This window comes from Chryseobacterium sp. S90 (genome assembly GCF_047444895.1).
GTDB lineage: Bacteria > Bacteroidota > Bacteroidia > Flavobacteriales > Weeksellaceae > Chryseobacterium.
The window spans coordinates 389,200-412,012 of sequence record NZ_JBLGCX010000003.1 but is presented as its reverse complement, the minus strand read 5'-3'; the positions used below and the strand labels follow the sequence as shown (position 1 = coordinate 412,012).

The window sequence follows — 22,813 nt, the reverse complement described above, 5'->3', positions numbered from 1 at the left end:
CGCCTTAAAGTACATCACTTGTAAAACCTTAGCGCCTTTGCGTTTCCAACTCTTCCACTGCTTCTAATTTCTTATGAGATTGCTTCGCTTTGCTCGCAATGAATTTACCCATGATAAAAAAGAAACGGAAGACATAAGCCTTCCGTTTCCACATTATAAAATTATTAGTTATTTATTAAAATTTTCAGCAAAGAATCCTAACATTGATTTGTAAAGCTCAATTCTGTTCGGTTCTTTTCCAAATCCATGTCCTTCATCATATTTTACCAGGTAAGGAACTTCAAAACCTTTGGCACGCATTGCTTTTACAATCTGATCAGATTCATTGATGTTTACCCTTGGGTCATTGGCTCCCTGAACTACAAATAGTGGTTTTTTAATCTTATCAATCTGATATACCGGTGAAACTTCCTTAGCAATCTTTGCTTCTTCAGGATTATCCAGATCATACCAGATTTGTTTTACCATTTCTTTATAAGGCTTCCAGTATTCAGGGAATGAATCAAAGAAGGTAAAGATATTCGATACTCCTACATAATCTACCCCACAAGTATACAGGTCAGGAGTTTTAATCAAGCCCATTAACGTGGCATATCCACCATGGCTGCCTCCGTAAATGGCTACTTTATCCTGATCTACCCATCCCTGACTGATGGCATATTTTACACCGTCTTCCACATCATCCATTGCTTTTCTTCCGATCTGTTTGTAGCCTGCTTTCTGAAATGATTTTCCATAGCCTCCGGAAATTCTGAAGTTGACCTGAAGTGTGGCATATCCTCTGCTTGCAAACAGCTGCGCTTCAGGATTGAATCCCCAGCTGTCTCTGATTCCCTGTGGGCCACCGTGAGGATTCACAATCATTGGAACTTTTTTACCTTCCAGCGCTGCTTTAGGCAATGTGATATATCCATGAATGGTCATTCCATCTCTGCTTTTAAATTCGATAGGCCTCATTTCAGCCATATCTTCTTCCTTCAGCTGAGGCATCAGGTTGTACAGAAGTTTGGTCTGCTTGGTTTTGGTATCGTATTCATAATAAGTTCCGTAGAGCTTATCACTTCCTACCACAACGAGAAGTTTATCATTATTATCATCAGAAGAAGCAATTCCGAATTCCTTGTCTCCAAACTGAGATTTTAGTTTATCATGTATTTCTTTATAAAATTTACTTACCGGAACTGTTTCTCCTTTTGTCCCTTCATAGCTAATAAAATCAAGTTCATAATTTCTATTTTTACCCGCTGTGCTTATTGAACTTACATCATATACAGGATTGGAATAAATTTCTTTAATCACAGTATTTTTTTTCAGATCGTAGAGTACAATTCTCGCTTTATCACTATCAAGATTCGTTACTACATACGCTTCGTCTTTATTTTTAGAATTTTCATTAAACTCTATAATACTGAAAGTATCAGACCAGTCTGCGGATTTGATCAGGTTGAATTTTCCTGTCTGCAGATCTTTATAATATGTTTTTGTTGTTAATCCGTTTTCAAGAACGCTATACCCTCTCAGATTTCCATCTTTATCAAAAAGATAGTCGTCGATAGGACTGTTGACATCTTTATTTTCGTACAGCTGGGTCATTTCCCCTGTAACGAAATTGATTTTAAAAGGTTCAAAGATCTGCTTATTGTTTTTATTCATGGTAACCACAACGAAATCAGTGTCTTTTATAGGAATAATAGCCTGTACTTTTACACCGTCAAATGGCGTTAGATCCTTTTGATTGCTTCCATCTGTATCTGTAGCATAAAGGTGGATATTTTCATTCCCTCCTCTATCCTGCGTATAGAAAAGACGTTTTTTGTTCAGCCAGCCGTAAGCTTTGATCAGATCATCTTTTTCAACGATGGCCTTAGTGATCTTTCCTGTACTCAAGTCTTTAACATATACGTGATTTTTTTTATCCTGATCTTTTTCTTTGTAGGAAAGGTATTTTCCGTCAGGAGAGATTTTAAATACGGAAGCTTTTGGTCTTGCAAAGTAATCTTCAACTTTGTATTTGAAGTTTCCTTTGTCATAAGAAATAAGTTTCTCAAGATTAGCCTTGGAAGATGGCAAAGTAGGATCTCCCGGCAGTTTTGCAGTAGAACTTTGTGCGTTGATCATCATAGAGGATAGTACAATAATGGCTGTACCGAAAATTTTGTGATTTAGATTCATAACTTCTGTTTTTAAGGTTAAAGTTATAGAACACACTTATTTTCAAAACAATAAAAAATAAATGCATTTATACAATAAGACACACGATCCCTATAAAACGTTACACGATATTATCAATTAATTTAAAAAAACAGCAATTATATGAAAAAGACAGCCTCCATGACTGTCTTTTTTATTTAGTGTAAATATATTCCGAAATACCAGGTCCAGACTATCAAAATAATCTGCATGGGAATCCTTTGCATGTAAAGGTATTTCATTCCCGGACCGGTATAATCTGCTTTAAAAATATTAATTCTTTTCCTGGAAGAATTGATATTGGCAATAAAAACCAATACATAAAAAATAATCAGCAACACTGCAGTAATCTCACGAACAGCCGGAATCATCAGTCCGATTCCTGCAGCAATTTCTAAAACTCCTGTAAAGTATACCCAAAACATTCTCGCGGGAATAAACTCGGGAATCATCATGGCCATTCCTTTCTGAAATTTAAAATGGGCAAAACCTGTAAATATGATAAATACAGCCATTCCCAGGTTTCCTGAAAATATAAAATCCGGCTTTCCCTGAACTAAAAAAGTTCCCAGCAAAGCCAGAATAAATGTTGCGAAAAGTATTACGAGTAGTTTCATATTTTAGGTGGTAGGTAATAGGTAATAGGTAGCAGATGATAGGTGGCAGGGATTAGAGACCTTGAACTTGAAATTTTAAACTTTGAACTGCTTTACACAGAATCAAGGCTTACTCCTTCTGCGAGACTTTTCACGACCATCAGACCTTTTGTAAAGCCTGTGTTCATGTGATCTTCCCATTGTTTTTCAACCTGAACTTCGGCATGAAGTTTTGTTTTCCCTCCAAAGTCGATCAGGAAATATTTTTCAAAGCTTCCGTTCCATTCCATTACTTCTTTGCTTTGGGTGTCTTCTACTCCATGTTTATCTACCATTCCCAGATGTTTAAAAACAATCTGATTGGGTTCTTCCAAACTGTCTATGGTTGAAACCATTCCTTCTCCCTCAGCATTAAGAAAATAGGTTTTTCCGCCTATCTTCCAATCGGATTTCATGATAGATCCCGGACCGAAAAACCGGGTCCATTCACTATATGTTTCAGGGTTCCAAAGAATGTCCCATACTTTCTGTAAAGGGGCATCAATTACTGTTTCGTATGATAAGGTTTCCATTTTTATATTTTTTACAGTGATTTGGCTATTGAATTACTTTCAATCTCAGGTGTAATTTAACCTGAGATATTTACAACTGATTTTCTGAAAGGTGCTTAACGATGGTCATCGCTTTTGGAAATTTCTCTTCAAAAAAGTCTTTAAACTCTGCAGGAGTCTGTATTTCTGTTTTCAGCAGTGTTCCTTCTTCATTTTCTTCAAGGAAATAAGCTTCTGTTGCTTCTCCCCAGTCCTGAGGAACTTCAATACCATCATAAATTTCTCCCAAGTGCAGAAATCTTATTTCTTCATTAGGAATAACCTTTTCTACCCTGCTGTACATTCCGTTGTTTTTGGGGTCAAGAAATTTAACAATATTGTTCTCTTCGAGTGTTCCTTCATAGAAAGAACCTTCTGTAAATGCCGTTGTCCATTGCCTGTACGTAATATCTGCCCACAGGACACTCCATACTTTTTCAGGTTCGGCATTGATTTCTATTTCGTATGATAATCGTTCCATATATTTTAAGGTTTTAGGTGGTGGTTAATAAGTTACAGGTGATTGTGTCTGAGGGTTTGAGAGTCTTAGAATAAGAGTGTATTGATCTGTGATTTTCTAACTTCTTGTTTCCTGCTTCCAGCATTTCATTCTACCCTCCGACGAAATCACCTCCGTTAATGTGGATAATTTCTCCTGTAATATAGCTTGCATCTTTAGAAGCAAGAAAAACATAGGCCGGAGCTACTTCCGATGGTTGCCCAGCACGCTTCAGCGGAGTATCTTTTCCAAATTTGGAAAGATCATCAAAAGCTTCTTTCACCAAGGGAGTCCATATAGGCCCGGGTGCAATGCCATTCACCAGAATTCCTTTTTCGGCAAGATTATCTGCCAGTGAGCGAATAAAAGACAATACAGCTCCTTTTGTAGCAGCATAGTCAAGTAAATGATCGCTTCCGCGGTACGCTGTGACAGAGGTCGTGCATATAATTCTTCCTCCTTTTCCGATCAGCGGAAGAAAATTTCTGGTTAAAGAAATCATAGAAATAATATTGGTATCAAATGTTTCCTGAATCTGTTCATCAGAGATTTTTTCCAGACTGCTTTTGGAAGTATGAATTCCTGCATTATTCACGAGAATATCAAGTTTCTTCCACTCTTTTTTAATCTTTTCTGCACACTTTGTCCTGAATGTTTTCCGGGTAAGATCGCCTTTGATGAGGATACATTCCTGTCCTTCTTTTTCAACCAGTTTTTTAGTCTCTTTGGCATCATCGTCACTTTCTTTGTAGATGATAGCAACATCTGCTCCTTCTCTGGCAAAATGAACGGCTACAGCCTGTCCTATGCCACTGTCTCCTCCGGAAATAACTGCTTTTTTACCTTTCAGCTTCCGGCTTCCCTGATAATCGTTCCGGATAATTTCCGGAAACAGCCCTTCTTTAGGGACTTCTGACTTAGATTGTGATTTGTTCTGTGTCTTCATATGCAAATCTTTTCTCTAAATCATATCAAACAATACGCCGAAATAGATTAAGAATGATAAGCATCCTCCAAATCCCGGATGATAATTTTCTGCATTTTCATCATAGCCTGAACTACTTTATAGGCTTTTTCCTGATTGGAATCATTCATTAACTGAATAAGTCTTTTAGGCACAATCTGCCAGCTCAGCCCATATTTATCTTTCAGCCAGCCGCACATGCTTTCTCTGCCGCCGTCTGCTGTCAGCGTGTTCCAGTATTTATCAGTCTGCTGCTGGTCGTCCGTCATTACCACCAATGATATTCCTTCATTGAAATCAAACTGGTGATCATAAGAATTATCCATACAGAATACACTGTAATTGTCTATTACAAAATGAGCATGCTGAACATTTTCTGCCGGTTCCGGGATATCATGCCCTTCACTGCCTGCTCCATAGGTCAATATGTTTCCTATGCTTGAGTTAGGGAACGTTTTAGTGTAAAGTTCCATAGCTTCTTTTGCTTTTCCATTGTTTCCATGAATGAACATCAAAGTAGGAATTATTTTCTGTTCGCTTGCTTTTTCACCTAAAAACAACTGCCATGTTACCCCATATTTATCCTGAACCCATCCGTATTTTGGGCTCCATGAGTAAGATCCCAGCTCCATCAAAGCCATCCCGCCAACAAGTAACTGATCCCAGTATTTTTGAACTTCATCTTCTGTTTCACAAATCACCATGAAAGAGATGGAAGGATTTTTTTTGAATTGCGGGCCTCCATTCAGAAGCATCAATCTTTGTCCAAACAAATCAATATTCATCACCACAGGAGTATCAGCCGTGATCTCGCCTCCAAAAACTTCACAATAAAATTCTGCAGACTGCTTGGCATCTCCGTCATACCAGAGACATGGGAAAATATCGTTATTCATAATTTTATATTTAAATGGATTGATTTATCTTGTTTTACTTTTTTCTTGGGAATAGTATTTATCTGCTGATTAATTTTACAGCAAAAGAAATCTTATGTCTTTGCATTTAAAGAAGATTGTTTCGCTTTATCTGCAATGACACCGTAGAAATGTCTGGTTACACTTTTTATACTTCTTTAAAGCACACCTGATTTTCTTTCATATAGTTCTTCAGTTTCACCATCGTATTTTTTCCGAAACCATGAAGCTGCATAATTTCTTTCTCGGAATAATCTGAAAGTTTTTCCAAAGAATTTATTTTTTCTTTTTCTAAGGCTTTTCTTGCAGGTATTGCAATAACTCCATGAAGGAATTCTTCTTTAGAGTCATAATTAAAAGCATAAATGGAATTTAAACTCTTGGACATGATAACTAAATTGATCATGGCTACAAAAAATATTGTTAATGATTCTCAACATACTTGTGGAAATTATTAAGAATAGCATACCAGCCATCTCGCTGCATTTCCACTGAATTTTGTTTTTCAGGATCGAAAATTTCAATAACTTTCGTTGTGTTTTCATCTATTTTATCGAAAACAACTTCTACTTTCCGCCCGTCTTCCATATGATATTTGATAATCTGATGGGGAATAATTTCGTCATAAACTCCTTCAAAATCAAATCCGAAACTTTTGTCTTTAGCTTCCATTCTGTTTTTGAATCTGCCTCCTACCTTCAGGTCATTTTCAGAACTAGGGCACTGCCAGCTTTCGTGGGCAAAATTCCATTTTGTGATATGTTTTGGCTCATTGAAATAATTCCAAACTTTCTCAACGGGCGCTAAAATTGTAATGTCTATTTTAATTGAATCCATAGTTCTAATTTTTTTACAGTTTGAATAAAGAGCTGCCCAAAAAATGGGCATCTCTTTTTATGATTAGTTAAATATAGGATTATTTTGCGTATTCGTCATTATAGTTCACCATCCAATGAACACCATATTTATCCTGAAAGCATCCGAAATAGTCTCCCCAAAACTGATCTTCAATCGGCATCTCCACATTTCCGCCATCAGAAAGTTCTTTAAAGATTCTGTCGGCTTCATTTCTTGAATCAGGGAAAATAGAAACATAATTATTATTTCCTACGGTAAGCGTCTGCCCAAAACCAGGTACAATATCTGATGCCATTAAAAGGTCACCTCCAATAGGCAAAGCAATGTGCATTACCCTGTTTTTTTCTTCTTCTGAAAGGTTTTCTGTACCGGGAGCATTTCCCATTTTATGAATTCCTCCTACGAATTCACCACCGAAAACAGTTTTGTAAAAGTTGAACGCTTCTTCAGCTGTTCCATCGAAATTTAGGTATGGATTTAATTTAGCCATGATTTTTAATTTTAAAGTTATTATTATAAAATATAAGGTTCTATCGTTGATCCATTAAGGAATAATTAATTTAGTATGAATAGTAAATACAGCTCTGTTTTGAATCATTACAATTCACTTGGCTTGACTCACTATTTTTCAAAGTTCTTAATGGTTTATAAATTTTTCTACTTCTCTGACGGTAAAGTCTATTAAGTTTACATCAATACTTCCATCAAAGTCAGGCATCATATAAACACCATGAGTTGCGGGAAGTATCATTAACCGGGAACCTTTCACCAGGCGCCACATCGCTGCAGCGTGCTCCGGTTTCATCACATCCTGATCACCACTGATGAATAATGTAGGTGATTGTATAGATGTCAGCACCTCATCATCCCAGTCTTCAAACATCTGCATTCTTTTGCAGTCTTTCTCAAAAAGGTTTTCCAGTTTTGAAAAATCCGGATTGAGATTTAAAAAATTAATTTTGAAAGGTTCCGGCATCGATTCAAAAGTGGCGTCCTGCATTCCTTCAAAAAAGCCGTCTATCATTCCGCTTCTTTTATAAAATGCTGAGGCAACAACCAGTTTTTCTACGATTCCAGGATGACGGTGGCCAATTTGCATTACCGTACTTCCACCATTGCTGAATCCCCAAAAGGAAGCTTTTCCAATGTTTAGTTCTGCTAAAAGTCCGGCAACATCATCAGCATCCTGCTCAAATGTTTCAGGAATATCACGATGTTCACTACGTCCGTGGTTTTGCAGATCGATTCCTATGAGCTGGAACTTGTCTTCCAGCCTGGCAATGACTTCTTTAAAATCGTACAGAATGGAAGAACCTCCTCCATGAATTAAAACCAGAGGTTTTCCGGATCCATAGATCTCATAATACAATTGGATTCCGTTGACTTTCTTATAGCCTTTTTCTACCGGATTCATGATTAGTATTTAAGATTTTCGTCTACATCATACTTCATTCCGGGATAATCCAGGATTCTGCGCATCAAGCCTATCTGCCCGCAGAGATAGTCTTCACGGCCGATACACATTCCGACAAAATTGAGTTTCGTTTCTTTAATAAAAGGAATATTCATTCCTATCTCAAATATCTCATCCAGTTCTTCATCAGTTACTTCATGAAGTCTTTGGAATACTTTAGAGGAAATTTTATGAAAGTTCTCTTTTAATTCAGCTAAAGTTGGATATTTAAAGCCTTCATCCAATGCTTTTCCCTGGAAAAATAAGTCACTGTAAGGGTCTTCTTCCTGTACCCCAAGCACCCAGCCCAAGCCGTAGCGCATGTTGACAAAATTCCCTGCCATCCATACGATATGGTTGGTTTTATTTTCAATTCTTTTCAATGCATCTTCTTCCGAAATGCCTTCCAAAACATTCATAAAGCTTTGGGAATGCATTCTGTAAGCCGGAATAACGAGTTCCATTTTTTTTGATTTTGGTGTGTCCATTTTTAATTAGAGATTAGAAGTTAGAATGTTGGAAAAAACGCAAAGTCGCTAAGTATTTTACAAACTTTATGTTTTTAAGGCGCAAGGATTTTATCTTCGATAAAATTGTACTCTTTTAAAAATAATATGGAAGATTTCAACAGCTAGTTTGTCATTCCGAGCAAAGCACGGAATCTAAACTTTTATATTAGAGATAATTCTCTTAGATTTTGCGCCTGATTATGTTATATGATCTGCAAAATTGTGTTAAAAACCGTCATTATTTTATAGCACCCGGTTTCCCTAAAATTCTGCGGAGATAGCCCAGCTGTCCGCTGTGGTAAATTTCATGAAGACTTAGTGTTGAAATATCTTTAACCATTTCAGGTTTAAAACTGTTTATGGTATTAAGTTTCGCTTCCAGCCCGTCCTGAGATTGTTTCAAATAGGATTTTAAATCTTCAAAGTTGACTAATTCATCTTTCCGGTTCAAAGGAATTTCACCTCTGTTGTAGCAGGAAAACTTTTCACTGTCCCACACGGATTCTTCGCCTAAAATATTCAGAAAGGGATTCCTGATATGGATTAAGTGTCCAAGAATCCAATTCATACAGTTAGCTTCACCATTAGGAAAAATCATTGATTCTTCATGGGTAATACCGTCAATATTCAAAGAAATCACCTGATAGTTGCTGACAACCTGATTCTTTATTAATTCTATATCGTTTGATGTTGCTTCCATTGGATAAGTATTTAATAAGTGAATGATAATACTTTATTCTGCAGGCATCTGGGATACATCTCCATGCATCACTTCCCACTGATGGCCATTGATATCAGCAAAACTGCTTTGATACATCCATCCGTAATCTACAGGGTCAGCATATTTTGAACCTCCGTTTCCGATGGCTGTTTTTACCATCTGATCTACTTCTTCGCGGCTGTTTGCCCCAATGGCAAGAAGTACCTGTGTGGTATCTCCTTTAGCAAAAGGCCTGTTTGTAAAGGTTTGGAAGAACTCTTCTTTTAGGAACATGGTGTAAATATGATTTTCCTTCATGACCACACATATTGCCTTATCGTTTGAAAACTGTTCATTGATAGAAAAGCCTAACTCTGTCCAGAATTCTCTGGTTTTTTGTACGTCTTTTACGGGTAAATTGACGTAAATATCAGTAATATTCATTTTGTAAATTTTAGTGGTGAATTTTATCCAAAATTACCAAGGTATGGTAAGAATGTGCTTGTCATAGGACAAGATTTAATTTTTATTTGGATTTAAATTATTCGGTCGGCATTTGAGACATATCGGCAAAAGTGATATTCCAGCCGTGTCCATCCAGATCCCAGAAAGAGTTCTGATACATCCATCCGTAATCCTGAGGTTCTTCATGCTGCGATGCGCCGTTTTTTACAGCGGTATTCACTATTGTATCTACGTCTTCACGGCTGTCCAAACCTACTGCTACAAGAACCTGACTGGTATTTTCCTTGGCAACAGGCTTATTGGTAAAGGTCATAAAGTAATCTTCCTGCAGAAACATGACGTAGATGGTATCATTCAAAACAACGCAGGCTGCTTTATCATCTGAGAACTGTTCATTAATCGAAAAACCAACCTTGGTCCAGAATTCTTTTGTTTTCTGTACATCTTTTACCGGAAGGTTTACATAAATTTGATTGACTTTCATTTTTGTAATTTTAGTGTTAATCTGTTATCCAAAATTACCAAGGTGCAATGAAAATCAACTTGTCATAGGGCAAGATTTAAATTTTCTTAGGATGTGAGACAATTTCCTTACGGATACGGCTCAAAGAAGTGTCTGTAACTCCCAGATAGGAAGCAATTTGTTTCAATGGTGCAAATTGTATGACTTTAGCTTTCTGCTCAAGCAGATTAAGATATCTTCTGGTTGCTGAAAGGGTGAACATTTCTACAGATCTCTGTTTGTAGGCAAAAAGTTCCTGAGACATCCACGATCTTCCCCATTCTCTGAGGTTTGGGATTTTATGGAATAATTCCTGAAACGTATCATAATCCATCCTCCAGCATTCACAGTCTGTAATACAAACAATATTTTCCTGAGAGGGTACCCGCTGAAACATTGACAAAACCTCAATAATGACTTCATTTTCTACGAAAAAGTGAGTGGTTACTTCATTTCCGTTAAAATCATTGACATAGGAACGCGCCAATCCGCTTTCAAGAATATAATATTCATTGGCCGTTTTTCCTTCCTCAAGGATGAAATCACCTTTCTGAAAAGATGTTTTCTCATGAGCCTGAAATATCTCAGCAAGCTCTTCGGGAAAAAAGAAAGGAAAATCATAGCAGATTTCTAAAGCTTGATTGGTCATTGGTGTCAATTTTTTTAGTCTTTAAAAATAAAATTTTTAATTGAATTAAGAGCAAAAAATATTAAACAAAGAATTGAATGTTTTCATCAAAAGCACATATTCTATTGAAATTAAAGATATTTCAAAGCTTATTAATTTTAAACAGTTATTTGAAACATACTATCTATAACCACCCCGTCAAAAATTCTTTGAATTTTTGCCACCCCTCCGAAGGATGGGAATGACTATCTGCCGATGATAGTAATTGTAAGCTTTTGCAGGAAATATTTTTTTAAAACAGGGAAAGTTGTATTGATTTCGGAGTACCGGGTTTCTGGGCATCACCAAAGACGGTCTTGCCACCAAAACGCCAGGAATTTTGTCTTTCTTCTTCAATCACCTGCTGAATATCAAAATCCGGAGTAAAGTCTTTTTCGGCATTGGCAACGATCTGATGAAGCTTGTTTAAAGAATTCAGTTTATCAGAATTTCCCAGTCTGGACTTTTCAATCCCTTTTCTGAGAATGCTGATACTTTCATCATATGTATTAACAGGAACAGGAAATGGATGTCCGTCTTTACCTCCATGAGCAAAGGAAAATCTTGCCGGATCGGCAAATCTCGATGGCGCTCCGTGAATGACTTCACTTACCAAAGCCAATGACTGCATGGTTCTTGGTCCTACTCCTTCCAGCATCAGTAAATCTTCAAAATTCTGAGGCTGCTGCTCTCTGGTAACATACAGAAGTGCACCCAAACGCTTCAGATCTACATCGGAAGCCTGAACGTCATGATGGGCAGGAAGAATCAATGTTGCAAAATCCTTCATTACTTCTGCTGAATCGGTATGGGAAATATCTAAAATTCCCTTTCTGTTCTCTGAAGCTTCGGCATCGGTAAGGTTAAGTATTTTTCCTCTTGAAATTCCGTTGATTCCCGTATGAGGCTGCTCTACAAATGATTTGATATTTTCGGAATGCCAGTGATACCGCCTTGCTGTTCCATCCGATTCATGCATCCCCTGCTGAATAACGCTCCAGTTTCCGTTATCTGAAAGAATAAAATTGTGCAAATACAGCTGGTAACCATCCTGAATTGCCGTATTATCCACTTTTGCCGAAAGCTTGCTGGCTCTCACCAAATCTGTTCCGTTGAGACCTGTTTTATCAGCTATTTTTATTAATTCTGATGGAGTTTCACGGCAAAACTTTCCTTTACCACCACAGATATAAAGCCCCAGAGATTGTGAATTGGGATTAATGGAACGTTTCAGTGCTCCCATCACAGAAGTGGTAATTCCTGAAGAGTGCCAGTCCATTCCCATTACAGCTCCAAAACTCTGAAACCAGAACGGATCTGCCAATCGGCGCAATACCTCATCTTTACCATAATCCATGAGAATTACTTCAATAATGGAAAGTCCAAGCACAGACATACGTTCATACAGCCATGGTGGTACTTTGCCATAGTGAAGGGGTAAATCTGCTGTTCCTGAACGTTTCATTGTTTTAAAAATGTAAAGTTAAGTTTTATTACTCTTACTATTTAATGATCCCGATCATTAATTCTATTATTACGGTTATCGGATAAGGTTTGTAAAAGAGAAACCGGGATCACGCATTTCCAATTCATTTTTACCGGATTCCAGTTGTGCTTCTTTGGCGTAGATAAACATTTTCTGTTCATAGGCATCAATCGATTCATTTATGCTTTGATATTTTTCTTCTGTCAGATTTTCTGATAAAATTAAAGCATCCATCAGCCCGCTATTGACTCCCTGTCCTGCAAAAGGCGGCATCAGATGAGCGGCATCTCCAATAAGTGTTACAGGTAAAGAATGGTTGTTTTTCCAGGGTTTGTCTAATGGAATTATCCTTGTTGGCAATCCTACAAAAAAGGAAGTTGATAGGAATAACTGCTGATACAAATCGTTCCATGCAGAAAATCTTCGGACAAGAAACTGACGGACCTGTTCTGTATTTTGAAAATCCAAACCAGGGCCATCTTTCCATTCATCAGGCTTTTTGAATATGACTCCATACGTCAAAGCTCCGTTATTATAAGGATTGGCGACCAATAGATTACCTTCAAAAGCGGCCATTGGTCTTTTTCCGTCGCACCATTCAAAAAATTCGGGACACGCTTTCTCAGGCTGTGGAATATCTCCCTGAATGATAAAAGTCCCTGTATCTTCTACTTCAGCATCTGTTACATATCTTCTTACTTTAGACATTCCGCCATTAGCGCCTATGACCAGATCTGCAGTTATATCAGACTTGTCCTTAAAATGAAGCAGCCATTTCCCGTCATTTTCTTCCATATCGGCAAAGTTCATATCCCAAACTACCGTATTATCTGCCAGACTACCCAACAACATTTCTCTTAAATTATTCCTGTTGATTTCCGGGTTGTCATATTGATTTTCAGGAGTGATTTCTTTCGTAAAAAGTACATTGCCATGTTCATCAGCAATTTTGATTCCCATAGGTAAGGCAATTTCGTAATATTTATCTAACAATCCAGCCTTTTTCATAGCTTTCTGTCCTGATTCCCGATGAAGATCTAAAGTTCCGCCCCAAACTCTTGTCTGTGCATTCTTATCTCTTTCATAAACATTTACTTCAACGCCTTTCTGCTGTAGTAAAATTGCCATTGTTAATCCAACCGGGCCTGCACCAATGATGGCTACTTTTTTATGTTTCAATACCATAATTTTTAATGTATTTATTATGGTACAAAATTCCGGAATGCTATTGTATCATGCTTGTACAAATGCGACAAAATCATTGCTTAAGACTTGTTTCCTTTTTTTGGCTTCTCTTGCGAAAACAGCAGGTGTTGTGCCGCTGTACCGTTTAAATTCTCTGCTTAAATGAGATTGATCTGTATATCCGAATTCCTGTGCGAGGGCTGCAATAGAAGTTTCAGGAGCATGCCACAGACGATTTCTTATCTGTTCAAAACGCATCACTCCGGATACATCTTTTACGGTGTGGCCAGAGGACTGTTTAAACTTCCTTTCTAATGTCCGGACAGTTGTATGAGCTGAATCAGCCACCTGATTGACAGGAATAGTTCCATTATTTTTTCTCATGGCAGCTCCGGCTTTGAAAAGGAGACTGTCTGCTGTAATAAGTGAATGTAATTTCAGAAAATATTGTTCTACTTCAGAAACTGCTGCTTCTATTTTCCCTTGTGTAATGAGATTATTCAATACAGTTTGAAGCTTTGCAACGGGATGTTTAAAAGTATGAACTCCGTTTTCAGTTTTTTCTGATGATAATCCCAGCAAATCAAAAACAGCCCATGGGAAACATCTTATTCCAATAATTTCCAATTGATTTTGAGCATAAAAAAGAGCAGGCTGATTGAGCAACCCCATGATAAACGGGGAAGGCAAAGCCTGTAAATTTCCGTGATGAGAGATACTGCAGCCACTTCCAAAATGGAAAATAATTTCAGCATAGCCATCCGGCATCATCGTAAATCCGGACTGTTGTTCACCATAGTTTCTTTTGTTATACCAAAAACATTTTATGGTATCTTTAAGTTCTTCCGGAACCTCAAACTCCTGATGTATATTTGAAAACATGACAATAAGCTATGCAGTTTGTGTAGGATTAATCGTGGGAATAGAATTCAAGATCTTTATGTTTTTCTTCATTATATTCTTCTTCAAATGTAATCTTATTCCCGAAAGGATCAATTACGGTAAAAGATACAGCACCGTAAAACGTTTTTTCAAGTCCTGGACGATTGTATTTGTATTTTTTGTCAATCAATTCTTTATGATATTGAGGAACGCCTTCTCCCCAGACAGCAACTCTTGTTCCAGGTGTTCCGTCTCCATGGTGTTCGCTTAAATGAAAAATGATATTTTCTCTTTTCACTTCCATATAAACAGGAGTATTTTCATCAAAATAATGTTCCCATACAATCTCAAATCCCAGCCAGTCTACATAGAATTCTTTTGTTTTCTGATAATCAAAGATTCTTAAAATGGGAATAATACGTTCTGCTTTCATTGTAAGATAGTTTATTGGTGAGACAGTATATTGATCAGCTTTTGAAATGGATCTTTAACAAAAAATCTGCGGACTCCCCATTCTTCATTGGTCAAATCATAAGTGATTTCAAAGCCTGCATTTTTCATTTTCTCATAAATTTCATCTACATTATCTACTTCAATGGAAAGGTCCGGAACTTCAGTATCATTTCCTCCCTGTTCGGCAAAACTGATCTGAATTTTTGCTTCTTCATCATTCCCCAATGTTTTAATCCAGCCATGATCCATCAAAACATCCAGTTCCAGAATGTCCTGATAAAACTGATTGGCTTTGGAAAGATCATCCGTTTTGATATTGGCCACAATTCTTTTTACCATTTTGCAGTAATTTTTTCATTAAAAAAGCCTTGTGAAATTACATAAAATTTCACAAGGCTTAATAAATATTGTGTTCTATCTTGTATTAAACGGAGGCTGCAGCTTCTAAAATCAGCTGAGTAACTTCTTCAGAATGTGACGCTAATGAAGCGTGTCCCGCGTCTAAAGAGATTATTTTCTTAGGCTCAAGACGTTCTGCCATTTCTTTTTCTGTTTCTGCAGGGATCATGCGGTCCTGCAATGAGATCTGATACCAACTTGGGAGTTTTTTCCATGCCGGTTCACCCGCTACGTCACCAAAACACTGACCGTGAATAGGTTTTTGTGACAATGACATTACCAATGCTTTTTCATCATCCAAATCCTGACAGAAAGCAGATTTAAATTCATCATATTTGATCCATAAAAAGCCTTTGCTATCAGGATAAATACTTGCTCCACCCGGAGATTCTCTTCTTCCTAACAGAGATCCAAGACTATCTCCCGCATCAGGCGCAAATGCAGCAATATAAACGAGTCCGGCTACTTTATCATGATTTCCGGCTCCTGAAATAACGGCACCTCCATAGGAATGCCCTACTAAAAGTACTTTCCCATCCTGTGCATCAATAAGATCTTTTGTCTTATTAATATCATCCTGCAGCGAAGTTAATGGGTTCTGAACACTTCTTACTTTATATCCTGCTTTTGTCAATGAAGGGATAACGTACTGCCAGTGTGACCCGTCTCCCCATGCTCCGTGTACCAAAATAATGGTTAAATCTTTTTGTTCCATAATGATTGTGTTAAAATTTGATAATGGTAAAGCTACGGTATAAAATTATCTGCAGACGTTAACTTAAGTTAATTAACAATCCGGCTTCTTATTCGGCTGAGTGACTGTTCTGTTACGCCCAAATAACTGGCAATATGTTTCTGAGCTATTTTCTGAAAGAGTGCGGGTTGTTTTTTGACAAGATTGAGATATCGGTTTTCAGGGGAATGGCACAGCAGGTCGTCAATCCTTTTTTTTGCATCCAGATAAATTTTTTCACTCATCACTCTTCCGAACTGCTGCCAGTAAGCCTCTTTTTTGTATAAAGCCCGCAGATGGTCTTTACTCAGCAGTAAAATCTCACAGTTTTCCAGAGCCTGAATGTTCATGTTGGAAACGGTATCACAAAGTATGCTTTCATAGTCGGTAAAAAATTCATTTTCAAAGTAGAACCCAAAATTGATTTCGCGACCTTGGTCATTGATATAAAAACATCTGATAGTCCCTTTTTTAATAAAGCCAAGGTATTTGCATTTTTCTCCCTGCTTCAGAAAAAAATCAGATTTTAAAAGTACCGTATCATTCAGAAGCGCATAAAATTCATCAAAGTGTTCTGCGTCTACCTGAAAAAGTTCTCCGTATTTCTTATAATTATTTGACATCATTTGGTGTGATTTGATTAGATTTTATATTCAAAAAAAGCCTTGCAAAAATTACATTCACAAGGCTTTTCTACAAAAATTATTTTTATTATTTCAATGCGGCAAGAGCGGCATCGTAATTAGGTTCGTTTGCTATTTCAGGAACCTGCTCAGTATAAATTACTTTGTTGTTTTCGTCTGTAACGATCACGGCACGGCTCAATAAACCTTTTAAAGGTGAATCTGCGATTGTCACTTCGTAATCGTCTCCGAAGCTGCTTCTGAAATCTGAAAGTGTTTCCACATTATTCAATCCTTCAGCGGCACAGAATCTTCCCAGAGCAAACGGAAGGTCTTTTGAAACATTGATGATTACTGTATTGTCAAGTTTTGAAGCTTCTTCATTGAATTTTCTGGAAGAAGCAGCACAAGTTGGAGTATCAATACTTGGGAAGATATTGAATACTTTTTTCTTTCCGTCAAAAGTTTCAAGTGTTTTCACATTTAATCCTGAATCTACCAATGCAAAATCTTTTACAGTAGTCCCTACAGATGGTAATGCTCCTATTGTGTGTACTTCGTTTCCTTTTAAAGTGATTGTCGTGGACATAATTTTATTTTTTAGTTTTTCAAATTTAATCAAAAAAGAAAATTTTCCCGACTTATTATGGTTAAATTAATCTTAAAGTGAAAATAAAACGTTTTCACCTGCTCATCAGTTTTTCAAACAAAATTACCTGCATGCCCATGACTTAAAAAAAACAAGCTTTAGACAGCAAAAGTTCAATATCTGAAATTATCCAATTATTTTTTAGAATTAATGACAGCATATCCGGAAGCAATACAATTACAACGATATAAAATTAAAGATACAAAAGCCACTTTTTTATGGAAATATCTCAAATAAAACAATGATATTTACTAAATTTGTGGGACTTAAAATTTCAAATAAAAAATAACAGTATAATGTCAGAAAAATCAAAAATCTATTACACTCTTACTGATGAAGCTCCAATGCTGGCTACTCACTCGTTTTTACCTATTGTAAAAGCTTTCACAAAATCAGCAAATATCGAAATCGCGGTTCCGGATATTTCTTTGTCAGGAAGAATTCTTGCAAATTTTCCTGAGTTTTTAAAAGACGACCAGAAAATAAGCGATGCTTTATCAGAACTTGGCCAACTGGCTACTCAACCTGACGCTAATATCATTAAGTTACCAAACATTTCTGCTTCTGTACCTCAGTTGGATGCAGCAATCGCTGAATTACAAGGTAAAGGTTTCGCAGTTCCAAATTATCCTGCAGAGCCTAAGAATGATGACGAAAAAGCCATCAAAGCTAAGTACGCTAAAGTATTAGGAAGTGCTGTAAACCCTGTATTAAGAGAAGGAAACTCTGACAGACGTGCTCCAAAAGCTGTTAAAAACTATGCAAAAGCAAACCCACACAGAATGGGTAACTGGGCTTCTGACAGCAAAACTGACGTAGCACACATGAACAATGGTGATTTCTACGGTACAGAAACTTCTACAACATTAGAAAATGCTACAAAATACAGAATCGTATTCAAAGGAAACGACGGTTCTGAATCTGTATTAAAAGACTTCGCAGGTCTTCAGGCTGGTGAAGTAATTGATTCTTCCGTAATGAACTTAAATGCATTGAAAGCATTTGTTCAGGAAGCAATTGAGGAAGCTAAGAACAGAAATGTACTTCTTTCTGCTCACCTTAAAGCTACGATGATGAAAATCTCTGACCCAATTATTTTCGGGGCTATTGTTGAGACTTTCTTCAAAGAAGTATTTACTAAATATGCTGAGACTTTCAAATCTTTAGACATCAATCCAAATAACGGTCTTGCTGATCTTTTTGAAAAAATCAAAGGAAATGCTCAGGAAGCTGACATCAAGGCTGACATTGAAGCTGCTTTGGCAAACGGACCTAGAGTGGCAATGGTAAATTCTGACAAAGGAATTACTAACTTCCACGTACCTTCTGATATCATCGTTGATGCATCTATGGCTGCTCTTGTAAGAGGCGGAGGTAAAATGTGGAACAAAGACGGAAACGAAGAAGATGCTGTTTGTATCATCCCGGACCGTTCTTACGCAGGTTTCTATCAGTCTGTAATTGACGATATGAAAGCGCACGGAAAATTAGACCCTACAACAATGGGATCTGTTCCAAACGTAGGTTTGATGGCCCAGAAAGCTGAAGAATATGGTTCTCATGATAAAACTTTCCAATTAGCAGCTGACGGAACTGTAGAAGTTCAGGACGAGGCTGGAAATATCCTTCTTTCTCAGAAAGTAGAAAAAGATGATATCTTCAGAATGTGTCAGACAAAAGATGCTCCTATTCAGGACTGGGTAAAATTAGCGGTAAACAGATCAAGATTATCTGATACTCCTGCCATCTTCTGGTTAGACAAAGGAAGAGCTCACGACAGAGAAATCATCAAAAAAGTAGAGAAATATCTTGCTGACCACGATACAACGGGTCTTGACATCAGAATCCTTGATGTAAAAGATGCTATGACTGAAACTCTGAAAAGAGCTAGAGAAGGTAAAGACACGATCTCTGTTTCCGGAAACGTATTGAGAGATTATTTAACTGACCTTTTCCCAATCCTTGAGCTTGGTACTTCTGCAAAAATGCTTTCTATTGTTCCATTGATGAACGGTGGTGGTTTATTTGAAACAGGTGCCGGAGGTTCTGCTCCTAAACACGTTGAGCAGTTCTTAGAAGAAGGATATTTAAGATGGGATTCTCTAGGTGAATTCTTGGCACTTCAGGCTTCTTTAGAGCACTTGGCACAAACTCAGGGGAATACAAAATCTCAGATTTTAGCTGATGCATTGGATGAAGCTAACGCTAAATTCTTAGCTACAGATAAATCTCCTGCAAGAAAAGTAGGACAGATCGATAACAGAGGTTCTCACTTCTATTTAGCAATGTACTGGGCTGAAGCACTGGCTAACCAAACTGCTGATGCTGAGTTGGCTAAACAATTTGCGCCGATTGCACAGGCAATGCAGGAAAATGAAGAAGTAATCAATGCAGAATTAATTGGTGCTCAGGGTAAACCTCAAAACATTGAAGGATACTACAAAACTGATACGTATAAAACATATGCAGCGATGAGACCTAGCACTGTTTTAAATGAAATCATTGACGGAATTTAATTGTTTGTTTTGATATAAATGAAAGCTCCTTTTTTAAGGGGCTTTTTTTGTAGAACCACCCCGTTAAAATATAGCGATAAGACCACCCCGTCAAAAATTCTTTGAATTTTTGCCACCCCTCCAAAGGAGTGGAATATTGAGGACATATTTACTCATCTAGGTCAGCATCTCCCTAATCCCTGCCACCTAACATCTACAACCTATCACCTATTCTCCACAATTACTCTCCTATGCTCTCTCCCCCAGTTGATCATTTCTTGGATAATATTTCCAAAGGTGCGACAATATTCCGTGGGTTCATATTCTATTAAAACAGGAGTTTCGGGGTAAACGGTGCGTTTTAGCAGTTTATTAAGTTCCATATCTTTCAGTTCTTTTGAAAGCATTCTGGTGGTAATTCCGGGAATACTCCGTTCAATTTCCCTGAAACGTCTGTTCCCGTTACAAAGAGAATTGATCACAGGAATTCGCCATTTCCCTCCGACAAAGTAAAGGGTATCCTGTAAAGCTCTAAGTTCTTCTGTCTGATCTCTTTCCATAATTGCAAAGTTAAGTGATATCACGAATGATACTGATATACTCTGTGATACTGGTTACAAAAGTATACCATTTTGAAATAACTTTGTCAAAAATTTTACAATGAAAAAATTCAGTAACAAACTGGCTATCGTGACAGGAGGAAACAGCGGAATAGGATTCGCTGCAGCAAAAGAACTTATTTCAGAAGGCGCAACGGTTATCATCACCGGAAGACGAAAAGAAGCTGTAGAAAAAGCAGCTCAGGAGCTTGGAGCAATCCCGTTCACCGCAGACCAGGCAAACCTTAATGAGATTGATCTTTTAAAAGAAGAAGTAGAGAAACAGTTTGGAAAAATAGATATCCTGTTTATCAATGCAGGAATTACAGGAACCCTGACCTCCATTGAGAATATGGATGTAGAAAATTTTGACCAGGTGATGAACATCAATTTCAGAGGTGCATATTTTACATTAAGCAAATTCATTCCATTATTAAATGATGGTGCGTCTGTCATCTTTTTATCTTCTATTGTGGCTTCTACCTATAAACCAAACAGTTCTGCTTATCAGGCAAGCAAAGCTGCGTTGAACTCAATTGCAAAAACAGCGGCGGCAGAATTAGCGCCAAGAAAAATCAGAGTGAATATGATCAGTCCCGGTCCGATAAAAACTGAGATTATGAATAAGGCCGGACTTGATGAAGAGACATTGAAAAATATTCAAACCCATCTCGTAGATCAGATTCCATTGAAAAAAATGGGAACAGCTGAAGAAGTTGCCAAACTGGTTAGCTATTTGTCAGATGACCAGATTTCAAGCTATGTCACCGGAACCGAAATTATCATAGACGGCGGTATTACTTTATAAGCAATAGATTTAATCAGATCCCGGTAACACAATTACCGGGATTTTTCTTGTGTATTTTCGGGCCCCAAAATTCCGGATTCACCTTTTGATTTGTCCGGTTAAGCTTGTTTTTCGTTTCACAACATAGACTATCCATCTACTTTTGATCCAGAAATAAAAACAATACTCATTATGGATACCGTAAAGAAAAAAAGAAACTTCGTTGCCATAGCATTTCTGGTGATATCAGGAACCTTCGGAGGGTTGCAGCTATTCAGCAAACCATTGGAAGGAAAACCGGTTACAGGAAAGATTGAAGCGCCAAGGGAAGTGATCAGTATTCTTGAAAACTCATGTTTCAACTGCCATTCCAACCAGCAAAATTTAAGTTGGTATGATAAAATCGCTCCTGTTTCGTGGGCCGTAAATAAAGACATCAAAAGAGCCAGAGAAGTTCTGAATTTCTCAGAATGGGAAAAGCTCTCCCCAGCTGAACATCAGGGAAAAATGTATGCTATCCTCAATATGATGCAGAGCGGGAAAATGCCTCTTCATGAATACACTCTTCTGCATCCTTCAGCTAAGATTACAGAAAAAGATATTGAAATCATCAAAAAATACACTCTTTCATTATCTTCAGTAAATCCGGCAGCACAACATAAAAATGAACCTCATCCGGCTTCCAGTACACCTGCTGCAACTCCAGCAAAGTTTCCGGTTTCTCCCAATGGCGTTCAGTATGCGCCTGATTTTAAAAACTGGAAAGTGATCAGTATGAGTACTCTTTTTGACAACTCTATCCGTGTCATCTATGGAAATGATATTGCAGTAAAAGCTGTGGAAACAGAAAACTTTCATCCATGGCCAGACGGAAGTATTGTCGTAAAATCTGTATGGAAACAGGAAGAGTTTCCCAGCGGAGAAATCAGACCAGGAAAATTCATCAATGCTCAGTTCATGGTAAAAGATTCTAAACAGTATAAAGATACTGAAGGCTGGGGATTTGCAAAGTTCTCCGGAGATGACCTTCATCCTACAGGAAAAACCGCATCTTTTGCCAAAGAATCATGCATCGCCTGCCATAGACAGCTCGCAGAAAAAACAGGATATCTTTTTGATGTTCCAATGAAAGTAAATACTCAAAGATTAATCCAAAATTTACAGAAAAAATGAAAAATACAATCCTGATTTTACTGGTAAGCCTTATTGCTCTTACCGCTTGCAGCAAAGAAAATAACGATACAGATAATGGACTTAAGAGAGTTGTTTTTGATCCTGGCCAGCTTAAATTCATTTCCAATTCTTTAAATCCCAAGAAAGAAACAATGTCCGCTTTATATGGAAACGAAAAAGCGCTGGAATCTTTATCAAAGGAAAATCAGACACCGGAAGCAGGTACTATTATGAAGCTGGTTACCTGGAAATATCATGAGAACCCTCAATATATTGGCGGAACTATTACCGGAGAATTGCTAAGTATCGAAACGGTACAGTCTGATAATGCCGGAAATATTTCTTATGATGTTAAAAGTGATCTTGCAAAAACCACTTCTCCCAACAAAGAAGAAAGAATCCAATATTTCATGAGTTACCGTCCTGTCAGCAGACCATAAAA

General features: G+C 37.4%; 28 protein-coding genes. 4 read left to right on the top strand and 24 right to left on the bottom strand.

Translation table 11 applies throughout. The annotated features are described in order from the left end of the window. Positions 1-168 precede the first annotated feature (168 nt). The 23 genes from ACLMCG_RS11770 to tpx form a co-directional block, all read right to left on the bottom strand. Positions 169-2,172 carry a prolyl oligopeptidase family serine peptidase gene (locus tag ACLMCG_RS11770; protein WP_413959686.1) on the bottom strand — a complete coding sequence of 668 codons (2,004 nt, stop codon included), beginning with the start codon at positions 2,170-2,172 and terminating at the stop codon, positions 169-171. Between the two features lie 176 nt (positions 2,173-2,348). Next, positions 2,349-2,807, bottom strand: coding sequence for a DoxX family protein (locus tag ACLMCG_RS11765; RefSeq protein WP_223601629.1), 459 nt, complete (start codon positions 2,805-2,807; stop codon positions 2,349-2,351). Positions 2,808-2,899: 92 nt separating this feature from the next. Continuing rightward, positions 2,900-3,358, bottom strand: a complete 459-nt coding sequence (locus ACLMCG_RS11760; RefSeq protein ID WP_413959685.1) for an SRPBCC family protein — start codon at positions 3,356-3,358, stop codon at positions 2,900-2,902. Between the two features lie 70 nt (positions 3,359-3,428). Then, positions 3,429-3,857, bottom strand: a complete 429-nt coding sequence (locus ACLMCG_RS11755) for an SRPBCC domain-containing protein (RefSeq protein ID WP_223601631.1) — start codon at positions 3,855-3,857, stop codon at positions 3,429-3,431. Positions 3,858-3,987: 130 nt separating this feature from the next. Beyond that, positions 3,988-4,821, bottom strand: coding sequence for an SDR family oxidoreductase (locus tag ACLMCG_RS11750; protein WP_413959684.1), 834 nt, complete (start codon positions 4,819-4,821; stop codon positions 3,988-3,990). A 47-nt stretch (positions 4,822-4,868) separates the two neighbouring features. Next, the gene (locus ACLMCG_RS11745) at positions 4,869-5,735 is read right to left on the bottom strand and encodes a VOC family protein (protein WP_413959683.1); all 867 of its coding nucleotides are present in this window, start codon (positions 5,733-5,735) and stop codon (positions 4,869-4,871) included. Between the two features lie 166 nt (positions 5,736-5,901). Further along, positions 5,902-6,141 carry a hypothetical protein gene (locus ACLMCG_RS11740; protein WP_228451547.1) on the bottom strand — a complete coding sequence of 80 codons (240 nt, stop codon included), beginning with the start codon at positions 6,139-6,141 and terminating at the stop codon, positions 5,902-5,904. A 35-nt stretch (positions 6,142-6,176) separates the two neighbouring features. Next, entirely contained in the window at positions 6,177-6,590 is a 414-nt protein-coding gene (locus ACLMCG_RS11735) for an SRPBCC family protein (RefSeq protein ID WP_413959682.1), read from the bottom strand. Positions 6,591-6,669: 79 nt separating this feature from the next. Beyond that, a complete protein-coding gene (locus tag ACLMCG_RS11730; protein WP_047377588.1) occupies positions 6,670-7,101 on the bottom strand; it encodes a VOC family protein in 432 nt (143 codons plus the stop codon). 147 nt (positions 7,102-7,248) lie between these two features. Beyond that, positions 7,249-8,025 carry an alpha/beta fold hydrolase gene (locus tag ACLMCG_RS11725; protein ID WP_413959681.1) on the bottom strand — a complete coding sequence of 259 codons (777 nt, stop codon included), beginning with the start codon at positions 8,023-8,025 and terminating at the stop codon, positions 7,249-7,251. Between the two features lie 2 nt (positions 8,026-8,027). Next, positions 8,028-8,528: a DinB family protein gene (locus tag ACLMCG_RS11720; protein ID WP_413959680.1), complete on the bottom strand. Its 501-nt coding sequence runs from the start codon at positions 8,526-8,528 to the stop codon at positions 8,028-8,030. Positions 8,529-8,811: 283 nt separating this feature from the next. Further along, positions 8,812-9,273, bottom strand: coding sequence for a hypothetical protein (locus tag ACLMCG_RS11715; protein ID WP_413959679.1), 462 nt, complete (start codon positions 9,271-9,273; stop codon positions 8,812-8,814). Positions 9,274-9,306: 33 nt separating this feature from the next. Continuing rightward, complete coding sequence (locus tag ACLMCG_RS11710; RefSeq protein WP_413959678.1) at positions 9,307-9,717, bottom strand: VOC family protein; 411 nt, start codon at positions 9,715-9,717, stop codon at positions 9,307-9,309. A gap of 97 nt (positions 9,718-9,814) precedes the next feature. Beyond that, the gene (locus tag ACLMCG_RS11705; RefSeq protein WP_413959677.1) at positions 9,815-10,222 is read right to left on the bottom strand and encodes a VOC family protein; all 408 of its coding nucleotides are present in this window, start codon (positions 10,220-10,222) and stop codon (positions 9,815-9,817) included. Between the two features lie 76 nt (positions 10,223-10,298). Further along, positions 10,299-10,889, bottom strand: a complete 591-nt coding sequence (locus ACLMCG_RS11700) for a Crp/Fnr family transcriptional regulator (RefSeq protein ID WP_052187084.1) — start codon at positions 10,887-10,889, stop codon at positions 10,299-10,301. A 271-nt stretch (positions 10,890-11,160) separates the two neighbouring features. After that, positions 11,161-12,372 carry a DUF763 domain-containing protein gene (locus ACLMCG_RS11695; RefSeq protein WP_413959676.1) on the bottom strand — a complete coding sequence of 404 codons (1,212 nt, stop codon included), beginning with the start codon at positions 12,370-12,372 and terminating at the stop codon, positions 11,161-11,163. A 75-nt stretch (positions 12,373-12,447) separates the two neighbouring features. Next, entirely contained in the window at positions 12,448-13,578 is a 1,131-nt protein-coding gene (locus ACLMCG_RS11690; protein ID WP_413959675.1) for an FAD-dependent oxidoreductase, read from the bottom strand. A gap of 48 nt (positions 13,579-13,626) precedes the next feature. Further along, on the bottom strand, positions 13,627-14,460 hold the full coding sequence (locus ACLMCG_RS11685) for a helix-turn-helix domain-containing protein (protein ID WP_413959674.1): 834 nt from the start codon (positions 14,458-14,460) through the stop codon (positions 13,627-13,629). Between the two features lie 28 nt (positions 14,461-14,488). Continuing rightward, a complete protein-coding gene (locus ACLMCG_RS11680) occupies positions 14,489-14,893 on the bottom strand; it encodes a glyoxalase superfamily protein (RefSeq protein ID WP_413959673.1) in 405 nt (134 codons plus the stop codon). Positions 14,894-14,904: 11 nt separating this feature from the next. Then, entirely contained in the window at positions 14,905-15,252 is a 348-nt protein-coding gene (locus ACLMCG_RS11675) for a VOC family protein (RefSeq protein WP_413959672.1), read from the bottom strand. Between the two features lie 85 nt (positions 15,253-15,337). After that, entirely contained in the window at positions 15,338-16,027 is a 690-nt protein-coding gene (locus tag ACLMCG_RS11670) for an alpha/beta hydrolase (RefSeq protein WP_413959671.1), read from the bottom strand. 68 nt (positions 16,028-16,095) lie between these two features. Next, a complete protein-coding gene (locus ACLMCG_RS11665; RefSeq protein WP_413959670.1) occupies positions 16,096-16,671 on the bottom strand; it encodes a Crp/Fnr family transcriptional regulator in 576 nt (191 codons plus the stop codon). An 85-nt stretch (positions 16,672-16,756) separates the two neighbouring features. Further along, positions 16,757-17,257: a thiol peroxidase gene (tpx, locus tag ACLMCG_RS11660; RefSeq protein WP_223601647.1), complete on the bottom strand. Its 501-nt coding sequence runs from the start codon at positions 17,255-17,257 to the stop codon at positions 16,757-16,759. A gap of 356 nt (positions 17,258-17,613) precedes the next feature. On the opposite strand from tpx, the gene ACLMCG_RS11655 reads away from it, so the two are divergent. Next, positions 17,614-19,833, top strand: a complete 2,220-nt coding sequence (locus ACLMCG_RS11655) for an NADP-dependent isocitrate dehydrogenase (protein ID WP_413959669.1) — start codon at positions 17,614-17,616, stop codon at positions 19,831-19,833. A gap of 203 nt (positions 19,834-20,036) precedes the next feature. Here the strand turns inward: ACLMCG_RS11655 and ACLMCG_RS11650 are convergent, their stop codons facing one another. Next, positions 20,037-20,372 (bottom strand): winged helix-turn-helix transcriptional regulator, encoded by a 336-nt coding sequence (locus ACLMCG_RS11650; RefSeq protein WP_223601649.1) that lies wholly within the window; start codon positions 20,370-20,372, stop codon positions 20,037-20,039. 100 nt (positions 20,373-20,472) lie between these two features. Between ACLMCG_RS11650 and ACLMCG_RS11645 the strand changes: the two genes are divergently transcribed. The 3 genes from ACLMCG_RS11645 (at position 20,473) to ACLMCG_RS11635 (ending at position 22,811) form a co-directional block, all read left to right on the top strand. Then, entirely contained in the window at positions 20,473-21,219 is a 747-nt protein-coding gene (locus ACLMCG_RS11645) for an SDR family oxidoreductase (RefSeq protein WP_413959668.1), read from the top strand. Positions 21,220-21,390: 171 nt separating this feature from the next. Beyond that, positions 21,391-22,371 (top strand): heme-binding domain-containing protein, encoded by a 981-nt coding sequence (locus ACLMCG_RS11640; RefSeq protein WP_413959667.1) that lies wholly within the window; start codon positions 21,391-21,393, stop codon positions 22,369-22,371. Continuing rightward, positions 22,368-22,811, top strand: coding sequence for a hypothetical protein (locus tag ACLMCG_RS11635; RefSeq protein WP_413959666.1), 444 nt, complete (start codon positions 22,368-22,370; stop codon positions 22,809-22,811). The genes ACLMCG_RS11640 and ACLMCG_RS11635 overlap by 4 nt, the downstream gene beginning before the upstream one ends. Positions 22,812-22,813: the final 2 nt, after the last annotated feature.